The sequence below is a fragment of the Micromonospora sp. CA-249363 genome (assembly GCF_050950185.1).
GTDB lineage: Bacteria > Actinomycetota > Actinomycetes > Mycobacteriales > Micromonosporaceae > Micromonospora.
In genome coordinates this window covers 1,549,163-1,562,210 of record NZ_CP192020.1, presented here as the reverse complement: position 1 = coordinate 1,562,210, position 13,048 = coordinate 1,549,163, and the positions used below count along the sequence as shown (strand labels likewise).

The 13,048-nt window shown below is 72.0% G+C and carries 12 protein-coding genes; 3 read left to right on the top strand and 9 right to left on the bottom strand.

Features of this window, described 5'->3' with window-relative positions; all coding sequences use genetic code 11:
- Window positions 1-45: 45 nt before the first annotated feature.
- The 4 genes from dapA to ACQPZK_RS07320 all read right to left on the bottom strand — a co-directional run bounded on the left by dapA (window position 46) and on the right by ACQPZK_RS07320 (window position 3,884).
- The gene (gene dapA / locus ACQPZK_RS07335) at window positions 46-972 is read right to left on the bottom strand and encodes a 4-hydroxy-tetrahydrodipicolinate synthase (protein ID WP_433537556.1); all 927 of its coding nucleotides are present in this window, start codon (window positions 970-972) and stop codon (window positions 46-48) included.
- A 47-nt stretch (window positions 973-1,019) separates the two neighbouring features.
- Entirely contained in the window at window positions 1,020-1,760 is a 741-nt protein-coding gene (gene thyX, locus ACQPZK_RS07330) for an FAD-dependent thymidylate synthase (RefSeq protein ID WP_433539134.1), read from the bottom strand.
- Between the two features lie 374 nt (window positions 1,761-2,134).
- A complete protein-coding gene (locus ACQPZK_RS07325) occupies window positions 2,135-2,650 on the bottom strand; it encodes a DUF2752 domain-containing protein (protein WP_433537555.1) in 516 nt (171 codons plus the stop codon).
- A 4-nt stretch (window positions 2,651-2,654) separates the two neighbouring features.
- Entirely contained in the window at window positions 2,655-3,884 is a 1,230-nt protein-coding gene (locus ACQPZK_RS07320) for a winged helix-turn-helix domain-containing protein (RefSeq protein WP_433537554.1), read from the bottom strand.
- Window positions 3,885-3,964: 80 nt separating this feature from the next.
- On the opposite strand from ACQPZK_RS07320, the gene ACQPZK_RS07315 reads away from it, so the two are divergent.
- Entirely contained in the window at window positions 3,965-4,516 is a 552-nt protein-coding gene (locus ACQPZK_RS07315; RefSeq protein WP_433537553.1) for an N-acetyltransferase family protein, read from the top strand.
- Here ACQPZK_RS07315 and ACQPZK_RS07310 read toward each other — a convergent pair.
- Window positions 4,415-5,689: a glycosyltransferase 87 family protein gene (locus ACQPZK_RS07310; RefSeq protein WP_433537552.1), complete on the bottom strand. Its 1,275-nt coding sequence runs from the start codon at window positions 5,687-5,689 to the stop codon at window positions 4,415-4,417. The two genes, ACQPZK_RS07315 and ACQPZK_RS07310, sit on opposite strands and share 102 nt — an antisense overlap.
- A gap of 36 nt (window positions 5,690-5,725) precedes the next feature.
- On the opposite strand from ACQPZK_RS07310, the gene ACQPZK_RS07305 reads away from it, so the two are divergent.
- A complete protein-coding gene (locus ACQPZK_RS07305) occupies window positions 5,726-6,319 on the top strand; it encodes an N-acetyltransferase family protein (RefSeq protein ID WP_433537551.1) in 594 nt (197 codons plus the stop codon).
- A gap of 10 nt (window positions 6,320-6,329) precedes the next feature.
- Here ACQPZK_RS07305 and ACQPZK_RS07300 read toward each other — a convergent pair whose 3' ends face one another.
- From ACQPZK_RS07300 to ACQPZK_RS07285, 4 genes are all read right to left on the bottom strand, one after another.
- Window positions 6,330-7,214, bottom strand: a complete 885-nt coding sequence (locus tag ACQPZK_RS07300) for a carbohydrate ABC transporter permease (RefSeq protein WP_433537550.1) — start codon at window positions 7,212-7,214, stop codon at window positions 6,330-6,332.
- Between the two features lies 1 nt (window position 7,215).
- A complete protein-coding gene (locus ACQPZK_RS07295; RefSeq protein WP_433537549.1) occupies window positions 7,216-8,337 on the bottom strand; it encodes a carbohydrate ABC transporter permease in 1,122 nt (373 codons plus the stop codon).
- Window positions 8,338-8,405: 68 nt separating this feature from the next.
- A complete protein-coding gene (locus ACQPZK_RS07290; RefSeq protein WP_433537548.1) occupies window positions 8,406-9,653 on the bottom strand; it encodes a sugar ABC transporter substrate-binding protein in 1,248 nt (415 codons plus the stop codon).
- A gap of 24 nt (window positions 9,654-9,677) precedes the next feature.
- Window positions 9,678-10,637, bottom strand: coding sequence for a LacI family DNA-binding transcriptional regulator (locus tag ACQPZK_RS07285; protein ID WP_433537547.1), 960 nt, complete (start codon window positions 10,635-10,637; stop codon window positions 9,678-9,680).
- 172 nt (window positions 10,638-10,809) lie between these two features.
- On the opposite strand from ACQPZK_RS07285, the gene ACQPZK_RS07280 reads away from it, so the two are divergent.
- The gene (locus ACQPZK_RS07280; RefSeq protein WP_433537546.1) at window positions 10,810-12,915 is read left to right on the top strand and encodes an amylo-alpha-1,6-glucosidase; all 2,106 of its coding nucleotides are present in this window, start codon (window positions 10,810-10,812) and stop codon (window positions 12,913-12,915) included.
- Window positions 12,916-13,048: the final 133 nt, after the last annotated feature.

Genomic DNA, 13,048 nt, shown 5'->3' with positions numbered 1-13,048 from the left:
CCTCATTCTGCGACGCCGTCACCCGGCGCCCGTCGTGTCGTTCGATCATTCGGGTAGCTCCAGGCCCGCTGCCGCGAAGTCCGCGCGCAGCTGGGCGATCTCGTCGTTGGTGGCATCCACGAGCGGGGGTCGCACCGGACCGGCCGGCAGGCCCAGCGATGCCAGGCCGGCCTTCACCAGGATGGTGCCCTGCGTGCGGAAGATGCCCGTGAACAGCGGCAGCAGCCGCCGGTGCAGGGTCAACGCGGTGGGCATGTCCCCCGCGTCGTACGCCTCGATCATCTGTGCGGTCAGCGCCCCGGTGAAGTGCGTGGAGGTGCCGACCACGCCCACGCATCCGACGGCCAGCGCCGGCAGGGTGAGCGCGTCCTCGCCGCTGTAGTAGGCGAGGCCGGTCCGGCTGGTCACCCAGCTGGTGGCGATCAAGTCGCCCTTGGCGTCCTTGACCGCGACGATGCGGCCGTGGTCGGCGAGCCGGACCAGGGTCTCGGTGTCGATCGGCACGCCGGAGCGGTGCGGGATGTCGTACAGCATCACCGGCAGTCCGCTGGCGTCGGCGACGGCGGTGAAATGCCGCAGCAGTCCGCTCTGCGGCGGCTTGTTGTAGTACGGCGTGACCACCAGCAGGCCGTGCGCCCCGGCCTTCTCGGCGGAGGCGGCCAGCTCGATGGTGTGCCGGGTGTCGTTGGTGCCGACACCGGCCACGACCCGGGCACGGTCACCGACGGCCTCGACCACGGCGCGGATCAGGCGTTCCTTCTCCGCGTCGGTGGTGGTCGGCGACTCGCCGGTGGTGCCGTTGACCACCAGCGCGTCGTTGCCCTGTTCGTCGACCAGGTGGCTCGCCAGTCGGGCGGCGCCGTCGAGGTCGAGTGAGCCGTCGGCGGTGAACGGGCTCACCATGGCCGTCAGCACCCGCCCGAAGGGGCGGGACACCGGTCGGGCTGCGGCGTCGGGGTGGTCCTGCGTCATACCCTCCAACCTAGCGGACGACCAGCCGGAGCCCGCCGGGGAAGGGCTCAGGACGCCTCGTGCGGGCTGACCGCCACCTCGGTGCCGTCCGGCAGGGTGGAGATCACGAAATCGGCGAAGACGTTCGGGGCGACCCCCTGGAGCTGCCGCAGGCACTCCACGGCCAGCTCGCGGATCTCCACGTCGGCGTGCTCGGTGGCCCGCATCGCGATGAAGTGCCGCCAGGCCCGGTAGTTGCCGGTGACCACGATCCGGGTCTCGGTGGCGTTCGGCAGCACCGCCCGGGCCGCCTGCCGCGCCTGCTTGCGGCGCAGCGTCGGGTTCGGCTCGTCGGAGAAGCGCTGCTCCAGACCCTCCAACAGCTCCGTGTACGCCCGCACGCTCGCCTCGGCGGCCTCGACGAACTTCTTGTGCAGCTCGGGGTCGTCGGCGATGACCGCCGGCTCGACCATGGCCGCGTCCCGCTCCGGGACGTACCGCTGCGAGAGCTGGGAGTACGAGAAGTGCCGGTGCCGGATCAGCTCGTGGGTGAAGGAGCGGGACACCCCGGTGAAGTAGAAGGTGACCGAGCCGTGCTCCAGCACGCTCAGGTGACCCACCTCGAGGATGTGCGCGAGGTAGCCGGCGTTGGTGGCCGTGGCCGGGTTCGGCTTCTTCCACGACTGGTAGCAGGCCCGTCCAGCGAACTCGGCGAGCGCCTGGCCGCCCTCGGCGTCGGTCGACCACGGCACGTCGTCCGGGGCCGCGAACTGGGTCCACGCGATCAACTTGACCTGGGGCTGCACCATCTCCGGCATGCCTGGGACTGTAGTGGCGCGCCGCCTTCCGGCCCAACTCAGGCGCGCCCCGTGCAATATCGATCACTCGCTCCGCGGCGACAGCGCCAGAGCCGGCTCGGCGCCGCGCCGCCCCGCCACGTCAGAGATCGGTCGGCCCCACCACTGGGCCCCGGCGGTCGGGGTGCATACCTGGGCTCGGGTCCTTTGGAGCTGAATCGCCTGTGACATCGGCTGGCAGCACCATCAGCCGGCAGCCCGAAGATCAGGTGATGTCGTGAACGATTCAGCTCCAAAGCGTCCGCGCACACCACAGGCCAGCCCAGCGACGGGTCGACGGCCGGAGCGAACGGCCGGGCGATTGCGAGTTGGCAGGTGCCGTGTGCTCAGACGTAGAGCGAGGTGAAGGGCGCCCAGGGCAGGTTGCGCACCACCGTGAACGCCAGCCACGCGGCCATGAAGCCGCCGATGACCTTGGGGCTGATCCGCAACTCGGGCAGCCGCCAGCCGAACGCCTGGTTGCCCGCCCAGGCCACGAAGAGGTACGCCAGGAAGGGCAGCGAGAAGACGAACAGGAAGTGGTGTCGGGCGGCGGCCGGCAGGTCGGCGTGCAGCACGTACCAGAGGGCGCGGGTGCCACCGCAGCCCGGGCAGTCGAACCCGGTCAGCAGCTTCATGATGCAGGTGGGCGCGGCGTCCGGGTCGGCGTAGGTCGGGTTGCTCATCAGCGCGTACGCCATGCCGAGCCCGACGCAGCCGACCGCGGCCAGTGGCACGGCCCAACGCGGCGAACGCTCGTGGACGCGCAGGACGAGCCGGGTGAGCCGGTCGGGCTCGGGCGCCGGGTAGTGGTAACCGGCGGTGGGCGGCGACTGGTCGACCGGTCCGAGAGCGCTCGTCACGCGTTCACGGTACACCCGACACGCTCGCCAGGGCGGCCGTGAGCGGACCGGCCAGGTCTCCGGCGGCGGGTGGCGCGACCGCGTCCAGCCCGAGCCAGCCGGCCAGCCGGTACAGCTCGGCGGCGAGCGCCACGGCGGTCTCCCCCGCGTCGGCGCCGGGTTCGAGCCAGGCGGCCGGCACCAGCAGCACCCCGGCCTTGCGGTCGGCCTTCAGGTCGACCCGGGCGGTGAACCGGTCGCCCTGGAGGAACGGCAGCACGTAGTAGCCGTAGACCCGCTGCGGCGCCGGGACGTAGATCTCGATCCGGTAGGTGAAGTCGAACAGCCGCTCGGTGCGGGCACGTTCCCAGATCAACGGGTCGAACGGGCTGACCAGTGTGTTGCCCCGTACCCAGCGGGGCAGCCGCGCCGACACGTGCAGCCAGGCCGGCTGCCGCCAGCCCGCCACGGTGACCGGCACCAGCTCACCGGCCTCGGCCAGCTCGGCGACCGCCTGGCGGGCGCCGGCGACCGGCAGCCGGAAGTAGTCGCGCAACTCCGGCTCGGCGGCCACCCCGAGCGACCGCGCGGCCAGGGACACCAGACCGCGGTACGCCTCGGCGTCGGTCGGCGTGGGCGCGGCCAGCGCGGACGCCGGCAGCACCCGCTCGGGCAGGTCGTAGCGGCGGGCGAAGGAGGTGCTGCGCTCGGCGGCGGTCACCTCGCCGGCCCAGAACAGGAACTCCAGCGCCTGCTTGACGGCCGACCAGTTCCACCCCCAGTTGCCGGTCTGCCGGGGCGCGTCGTGCTCGATCTCGGCGGCGGTCAACGGCCCCCGGGCGGCCACCTCGTCGCGCACCCAGGCGACCAGGTCGGGCTGCTCCTGGGCGATGCGCCGCATGCCGCCCCAGGCTTCGCTGCGGGCCCGGCCCATGCGCCAGCGCAGCAGCGGGTGCAGCCCGACCGGCACCAGGGACGCCTCGTGGCCCCAGTACTCGAACAGCTCGCGCGGACGGCGGTAGGCGGCAGTGTCCAGCAGGGTCGTCGGGTACGGACCGAGCCGGCTGTAGAGCGGCAGGTAGTGCGCCCGTTGCAGCACGTTGACCGAGTCCATCTGGATCAGGGCGACCCGGTCGAGGACCCGGCGCAGGTGCCGACGGGTGGGTACGCCCGTCGGCGGCGGGTCGGCGAAGCCCTGGGCGGCGAGCGCCACCCGCCGGGCCTGGGCGAGCGAGAGTGATTCCGGTGCGGCCATCGTCGGCGACGATAAATCATCGGTACGACGCCGGTGCGGGAAGCTGGACTCCGACCGTCATGGGGGCATAGAACGGTGCAATGCTGACCATCCGCCGGGAGGAGCCGGACGACGCCGAGGCGATCGCCCGGGTGCACGTGCACGGCTGGCAGTCCGGTTACGCCGGTGTCATGCCGGACGAGGTGCTCGGTCGACTCAACGTGGCGGCCTGGGCGCAGCGCCGCCGTGAGGTGGGCACCGCCGACCCGGAGCACCCGTTCACCACCCTCCTCGGCGAGGTGGACGGCCTGGCCGTCGGCTTCACCACGTTCGGGCCGTACCGCCGCAACCAGGACCGGGACGACCTGGACCCGAGCGTCGGCGAGGTGCTGGCGCTCTACGTCGAGCCGGCGTTCTGGGGGGACGGGACGGCCACCGCGCTGTTCACGGCCGCCCGCGCCGGGCTCGTCGAGCGGGGCTGGACCGGGTACCGGCTGTGGGTGCTGGCCGACAACGGTCGGGCCCGCCGGTTCTGCGAACGGGCCGGGCTGTCACCGGACGGTGAGCGGTCGACCTACCAGGTGCCGCTCGCCGGCGGGCGCGGGCCGGTCGGGCTCGTCGAGCTGCGGTACGCCGGACGCCTCGACGACTGACCCGCCCGGCGTCAGCCATCGGCGGATCGGCAGGAAGGCCACCAGGGCGAGGCTGATCCAGACGTACGCGTTGCTGCCGAGGAAGCCGTCGACGCCGGTGAAGTCCTTCTCCCAGAACCAGACGGTCCGGCTGATCAGCAGCACGTACCCGATGGTCGCGGCGATCAGCAGGACGCGCCGGCGGCGGCCGGCCGGCGCGGCCATCGCGTTGTCGACGAGCAGGATCAGCGCGGGCAGCAGCCAGACCAGGTGGTGCACCCAGGTGACCGGGCTGACCAGGCACATCACCGCGCCGGTCAGGGCCAGGCCGGTCGCCTCGTCGCCGGCCGCGACGGCCGCGCGGGACCGCCAGGCCCAGAGCGCCAGGGTGCCGAGGACCAGCAGCAGCCACAGCAGGGTGCTCGGGTGCTGCGGGTCGAGGCGGGCGACCACGCCGCGCAGCGACTGGTTGGAGACGAACGCCAGCTCGCCGACCCGCCCGGTGTTCCACAGCGCCTCGGTCCAGAACTCCCGGGAGGCGTCCGGGAAGAGCGCGGCGGCCAGCACGGTCACCCCGGCGGCCGTGCCGCTGGCGGTGAGGGCCGCGCGCCATCGCCCGGTGACCAGGAGGTAGACGATGAAGATGCCGGGGGTCAGCTTGATCGCGGTGGCCAGCCCGATGCCCACGCCCGCCCACCGGTTGCCGGCGGGTAGCAGCCGGAGCAGGTCCACCGCGACCAGGAAGAGCAGCAGCGTGTTGACCTGGCCGAAGTTGATCGTCTCGCGCATCGGCTCGAAGGCCGCGGCCAGGCAGAGTGCGACGGCGAGGGCGAACCAGCGGGTCCAGCCGGCCCGCCGGGCGATCGGGTCGACGAACCACCAGATCAGTACGGTGGTGGTGGCCACGCTGGCGAGCACGCTCACCACGATCGCGGCCGTCCACGGCAGGTACGCCATCGGCAGCATGACCAGCGCGGCGAACGGCGGGTAGGTGAAGCCGTACTGGGTGCGGGGCTTGAGGTAGTCGTAGATCTCCCCGCCGTCGTGCACCCACCACGTCAACGCGCCGTAGTAGACCTTCAGGTCGAAGAAGCCGTGTCGTACCGCCGCGACGGAGAGGAACGCGGTGACCGCCGCGGCGAGCACCACCACCCCGACGACCTGCGCGGCCGTCCTGTTGGCACCCTGCGCCACCGTCGCCTCCCTGGCCCTTGAGTAGGCTTCCGTCCCATGGCTCTCGGGTACGTCCGCCCGGCGCGTCCCGAGGACGCCGGCGAGATCGCACGCATCCAGCTCGCGACCTGGCGGGTCGCGTACCGCCGGATCCTGCCTCGGCACGTGCTCGACAACCTGGACGAGGCGTTCCTCGCCCGGCGGTGGAGCGCCGCGGTGCTGGAGCCGCCCTCGGGCGCGCACCGGGTGCTGGTCGCCGTCGAACAGGCCGAGCAATCGTATCTGGTGGGGTTCGCCGCCTCCGGCCCGGCCGACGGCGAGGCCCTCGCGCCGGGTGAGCCGGCCGACGCCCTGGGCCCGGACGTGGCGGCGGTGACCGATCTGCTGGTCGAGCCGCGCTGGGGTCGGCGTGGGCACGGCAGCCGGCTGCTCGCCGCCACCGTGGACCTGTGGCGCGAGGACGGGCTGAGTCGGGCGGTGGCCTGGGCGTTCGACGGCGACGAGGCGACCCGGAAGTTCCTCACCAGCACCGGATGGGAACCCGACGGCGCGGCTCGGGCGCTGGACGTCGACGACATGCTGGTGCCTCAGGTGCGCCTGCACGTGGCGGTGCCGACCGAGCCACTCGCCGAGGACCGCCCCGGCGAGTGACCCGGCCGGGTCAGCCCTTGTCCGAACCGTCGTTGGCGTCGCGGACGAAGTAGCGCTGGAACACCACGAAGATGATCGCCACGGGAATGGTGGCGAGCAGCGCCGCGCCCAGCTTCAGCGGGTACTGGTTGCCGCTGCCCAGTGAGCCGCTGACCAGGTCGGCGAGGCCACGCGGCAGGGTGAACAGCTCCGGGTCCTGTACCGACACGAGGCTGTGCGGGAACTCGTTCCAGGAGCCCTGGAACGACAGGATGGTCAGGGTGATCAGGGCCGGCTTCGCCATCGGCAGCACCACCGACCAGAAGGTGCGGAAGATGCTCGCCCCGTCGATGCGGGCGGCCTCCTCCACACTCACCGGGATCGACTCGAAGAACTGCTTCATGATGAACACGCCCGCCGCGTCGGCCAGCAGCGGCACCACGAGGCCGGCGTAGCTGTTGTAGATGCCGAGCTGGTTCAGCACCAGGAACTTCGGGATCAGCAGCACCACACCGGGGACCGCCATCACCGCGATGACGGCCGCGAACAGCCCGCCGCGCCCGGCGAACCGCAGCCGGGCCAGGGCGTACCCGGCGAGCGAGTCGAAGAACACCCGCCCGAGGGTGACCAGCACGGTCACCAGCAGCGAGTTGCCCAGCCAGAGGGGGAAGTTGGTGCCCGCGAAGATCCGCTCGAAGCCGGCCAGGGTGAGCGGGTCCGGGAACGGCGAGAGCGGATTGGCCGACGCGTCCGGCTCGGTCTTGAGCGAGTTGCCGATCTGGATGACGAACGGGTAGAGGAACACCAACCCGAAGAAGACAAGCGTCGCGTACCCCAGGAAGCGGGTGGCCAGCGTGCGGGCCCCGCGCTGGTCACCGCGCGCGGGCCCCGCCGGGCGGTCGGTGCGCACGGTCATCTCAGGACCTCTCCGGTACGCGCCGACGCCACCAGCCGCGGCGCGGCCGATCGGTGTCCCGCTCGGCCAGCGCGCGGCGCTGGACCAGCGTGAGCACGATGATGATCAGGAACAACACGAACGAGATCGCCGCGCCGGAGCCGTAGTCGAAGTCCCGGAAGGCGGTCCGGTACGACAGGTACGCCGGGGTGAGGGTGGTCTTGGCCGGGTCGCCCTGGCTCATGACGTACACCTGGTCGAAGACCTGCCAGGAGCCGATCAGGCCGAGGGTGAGCACCAGGAAGGTGGTCGGCCTGATCATCGGCAGCGTGACGTGACGGAAGCGTTGCCAGCGGGACGCGCCGTCGAGGGTGCTCGCCTCGTCGAGGGTCACCGGGACGTTCTGGAGTCCGGCCAGGAACATCAGCATGAACGTGCCGGAGGTGGACCAGACGACCAGCGTGATGATCGAGGTCATGGCGACGCTGGGGCCGGCGAGCCAGTCCCACCAGGTCAGCCCGAACGGGCCGCCGTCGGTCAGCGCCGCCGGAGGTGCGTCGACGCCGACCGCGCTGAGGAGCAGGTGCAGGACACCCCGGGAGTCGGCGAACCACTCCGGTCCGTCGATGCCGAGGAAGCCGAGCAGCGCGTTCACCGCGCCGGAGTTGGCGAACAGGAACAGGAACACCACGCTGATCGCGACCGAGCTGGTGACCGAGGGGAAGTAGAAGGCGCTGCGGAAGAAGCCCTTGCCCTTGAGCATCCGGTTGTTGACGATCAGCGCCAGCCCCAGCGCGAGCACGGTCTGCGTCGGCACCACGATGGCCACGTAGTAGATGGTGTTGCGGATGCTGGTCATGAAGTCGCGGCGGGCCAGCCCGTCCTCGGTGAACAGCTGGGTGTAGTTGTGCGCGCCGACGAACGGCACGTCGCCGGTGAACGGGCTGCCCTGGCCGTTCCAGTCGGTCAGGCTGACCCAGAGCGCCATCAGGATCGGCAGCAGCAGGAACAGCCCCAGGATGACGATCACCGGCGCGACGAACAGCCAGCCGGCGAGGTTCTCGTTGCCGCGAACGCCACCTCGGCGTCGGCGGCGGCCCGCGCCGGACGCGGTGGCGGCGGCGGTCAGTGTCTCGGTTGCCATCTCCCCTCCCTTCCTCTCTCGGGCCGACGTGCGGCGGGGGCCCCTGGCGTGGGGCCCCCGCCGAGTCGTCAGCTGCCGCCGAGCGCCGCCTTGGCGTTCTTGTCGAAGTTCTGCAGCACGGTCTTCGGGTCGCCGTTGGCCAGGCCCTGCAGACCGGTGTCGAGGTCCTTGAGGACGCTGTCCATCTTCGGCGCGTTCACCGGGCCCTGGGCGTACGCGGCACCGTCGATGAAGACCTTGTCGGCCGGGAAGGCGGCCGTGTACTGGTCGCGCACCGACTGCCGGGACGGCATGACACCGACCGCCTTGGCGAACGTCAACTGCTGCTCACCGCTGGTCATCGCCTCGACGAACTTGATCGCCTGGTCCTTGTACTTGCTCTTCGCCGCGATGCCCCAGCACTGGGTGAAGGAGAGGGTGCCCTGACCACTCGGCCCGGCCGGCAGCGGCACCACCTTGTACTTCACGTTCGGGAAGTCGTTCTGCATGGCGCCCTTGATCCAGTTGCCCTCGATCGTCATCACGGCCTTGCCCTTGCCGAACGCCTCGCCGGACCAGCCGGAGTCGAGCTGCTTCGGGTACTTGGCCAGGCCCGAGGTGAGCAGGGTCTTGACGTACTCCAGGGCGGCCAGGTTCTTCGCGCTGTCGGCGGTGGGCTGCTTGCCGTCCTCGCTCATCAGCCAGCCACCGTTCTGCACCAGGAAGGCGCCGATCCGGTCCCGGGTGTCGCCGAGCGCCAGGGCCACCTGCCCCTTCGCCTTGATCTTCTGGGCGGTCGCGGTGAGCTGGTCCCAGGTGGTCGGCACGTCGGCGTCGGTCAACCCGGCCTTCGCCCACAGGTCGGTGTTGATCTGCAGGGCGAGGGTGGAGAAGTCCTTGGGAGCGCAGTAGAGCTTGCCGTCGTAGCTGAACGTCATGCGCAGGCTCTCGTAGAAGTCACCCTTGTCGGAGAGCTTGTCGCCGTACGGCTCGAGCGCGCCGACGCTCGCGTAGTCGGCGAAGCGGGCCGCGTCGACATAGAAGACGTCCGGCGGGGTGCCGCCGGCGAGGGACTGGCCGAGCTGCTGGGTGAGGTCCTGCGCCGGGGTGACCGTCGCGCTGTTACCGGAGCTGCTGGCCCACTTCGCGGCGGCGTCCTGCACGGCCTTGGTCTCGGCGTCGCCGGAGGAGCCGATGAGGATCTGCAGGCTGGCCGGGCCGCTGGACTGGGCGGCGTCGCCGGAGTCGTCGAAGCCGCTGCCGCAGGCCGCGGAGCCGAAGAGCGCGACGGCGGCGAGGCCGGCGACCGCTGCCCGGGTGAGGGTTCTGGGTGCCATGGGTTTCTCCTGGTGGGGGGTGGGTTACGCGGTGTGCCGCAGGGCCAGCGAGGGCGCGAGCAGCACGGGGGTGGGTGTCTGGTTGCCGTCGAGGACGCCGGTGAGCAGGTCCACGCAGCGGGCGGCGGCCTCGCCGAGCGGTTGGCTGACGCTGGCCAGGCCGATGGCGGCGGCCACCGGCGTGTCGTCGAAGCCGATCACCGACACCGGCGGGTCGAGGTCGCGGATCGCCTGGAGAGCGCCGAGCGCGAGCGAGTCGCTGGCGCAGACCACGGCGGTCGGTGTCTCGGCGGCGAGCAGGTCGCGCATGAGTCGTTCGCCCTCGGTGACGCCGTCCTCGGTCTCCCGGTGCAGCCCGGCGGGGTCGATGCCGGCGTCGTGCAGCGTGTCGCGCCAGCCGGCGCGTCGGTCGTCGCCGACCCCGGAGCCGGTCGGCCAGCCGATGAAGGCGATCCGCCGGTGCCCGGCGTCCAGCAGATGGCGGGTGGCGGCGGCGGTGCCGGCCGCGCCGTCCACGTCGACCCAGGGATGCGCGTCGAGCGCGTCCCACGGCCGACCGAACGTCACGAAGGGCACCTCCCGTTCGGCGAGCCAGGCGGTACGAGGGTCGCCGTACTTGGTGCCGACCAGCACGAACGCGTCCAGCTCGTACGTGCCGAGCAGGTCGTCGTAGGTGGCGATCTCCCGCTCGTCGTCGGTGGCGGTGTAGAGCAGCACCCGGTAGCCGGCGGCGTCGGCGGTCTCGGTGAGGCCGTGCAGGAAGCGGTCGAGCACGGAGCCGTTGATGCCGTCCCGGGTGGGTTCGATGCGGGCGGCGATGAGTCGGGACCGGCCGGTGCGCATCTGCCGTGCGGCCTGGTTGGCCCGATAGCCGAGCGCGCTGATCGCGTCCTCGACCCGCTGGCGGGTCTCCTGCCGCACGATGTGCGGGGCGTTCAGCACGTTGGAGACCGTCTGGCGGCTCACGCGGGCGTGCCGGGCCACCGTTGCGATGGTTACCTTTTCGGGCACTTATTCCCTCTCGCCGTCTTGAACGATCCAATTCGGATAGTGCAGGATTAGATCGTTCAAGTTTCTGGAATGTTTCGCACTTTGCACCGCCAGGGGCGCGTTGTCAAGACGTCCGTCCCGCACCCTGAGGATCTGGAGCCGCACCGTGACCGAACGCCAGCTGCAACCCCTTCTGCACGAGTTGGTGGGGGTGGTGCTCGCTCCCACCAGCGCGCTGGGGGACGCGACCGGACAGATCCGCCCGACCGGCGTCCAGGGGGTCTTCCACGCCGACGCCCGCGTCCTGTCCCGGGCCGAGCTGCGCGTGGACGACCAGGAGTTGGAGGAGCTCACCCACGGCGAGGACGGCCCGCACGGTGTCCGCTTCGTGGGTCTGGCCCGCTGGCTCGGCGATCCCACCCCCGACCCCACCGTCCGCGTCGACCGCTCCCGCCGGGCCACCCGCAACGGCCTGACCGAGGAACTGCGGATCGTCTCCACCGCCACGGTCGGCGTACGGGCCACCGTCAGCGTCGACCTCGCCTGCGATCTGGCCCCCATCGAAGTGGTCAAGTCCGGCGGTGCCGCCGCGCCCCTGGAGGCCAAGACCGGCCAGCCGGGCGTGCTCACCTGGGCCGCCGACGGCATCACCGTCACCGTCACCGCGCCGGACGCCGACGTGCTCGCCACCGGCGAGTGGGCCACCGCGCCCCGGCTGACCTGGCCGATCGACCTTCCCCCGCGCGGCGAGACGGTGCTGCGCTGGCAGGTGGCCATCACGGACCCCCACGCCGTGGTGGTCGGCCCGACCGGCGAGCCGGAGTGGGCCCGGCCGGCGGTGACCGCCGACGACCGGCGGCTGGTCCGTCTCCTCAACCGCAGCCTCGACGACCTGCGCGGGCTGCGACTGGCCGAGACCGGCGCTCCCGGGGACGTCTTCCTCGGCGCCGGCGTCCCCTGGTTCCTCACCCTGTTCGGCCGGGACAGCCTCTGGGCCGCCCGGATGATGCTGCCGCTCGGCACCGACCTGGCCGCCGGCACCCTGCGCGTCCTGGCCCGTCGACAGGGCACCCGCGTCGATCCGGCCACCGGCGAGGCCCCTGGCAAGATCCTGCACGAGCTGCGCCGCCAGGAGTTCGCGCTGGCCGACAGCGGGCTCCGGCTACCACCGGCCTACTACGGCACCGTCGACGCCACGATGCTCTGGGTCAACCTGCTGCACGACGCCTGGCGCTGGGGCCTTCCCGCCGAGCAGGTCGAGCCGCTGCTCCCCCACCTGGAGGCGGCCCTGCGCTGGCTCGGCGAGCACGCCGACCCGGACGGCGACGGCCTGGTCGAGTACGTCGACACCACCGGGCACGGACTGTCCAACCAGGGCTGGAAGGACTCAGGTGACGCCGTACGCTTCCACGACGGCACCCTGGCCACCGCGCCGATCGTGCTGGCCGAGGTGCAGGCGTACGCGCACGAGGCGGCGGTGAACGGCGCGGCGCTGCTGGACGCCTTCGGCCGCCCCGGCGCAGATCGCTGGCGCGAGCACGCCGCCGCCCTGGCCCGCCGGTTCCGCGAGAGCTTCTGGGTCGACGGCCGGTACGGCCCGCAGCCCGCGCTCGCCCTCGACCGGGACAAGCGGCCCGTCGACTCGCTGACCAGCAACATCGGTCACCTGCTCGGCACCGGCCTGCTCGACGCGGACGAGGAGGCACAGGTCGCCCGCCTGCTCGCCACGGAGACCCTGGCCGGCGGCTTCGGGCTACGGACCATGGCCACCGACGACGACGGCTTCAGCCCCCTGTCGTACCACTGCGGTTCAATCTGGACCCACGACACCGCGATCGTGCTCGCCGGGCTGGCCCGCGCCGGGCACTCCGAGGCAGCGCTCGGCCTGACCGAGGGGCTGCTGTCGGCGGCCGAGGCGTTCGACTACCGGATGCCCGAACTGTACGGCGGCGACGACCGGACGCTGCTGGGTCGCCCGGTACCGTACCCAGCGGCCTGCCGTCCGCAGGCGTGGGCGGCAGCGGGCGCGGTCCTGCTGCTCCAGGCCGCGACGGGCCTCTACCCGGACGTGCCCGGCGGCACCGTCCGGCTGACCCCGCTGGCCGGCCCCGCACTCGGCGCACTGCACGTGGACAACCTCCGGGTAGCCGGCACCCCGGTCACGGTCACCGTCGACCGGACCGGAAACGCCAAGGTGACCGGCCTCCCCACCCCACTGACCCCCGTAACCCTCCCCACCCAACGCAACCCCCGAACCCCCCTCCCGAGATAGCCCACCCCACCCCACCCCACGCCCCGCCCCGCCCCGCGCCACCCCGCCCCGCCCCGCCCCGCCCCGCCCTCGGCGATCTTGCAGTTTCGGCTGTCGATATGTACGGGACGCATGCTTATGTCCCCACCGAAAG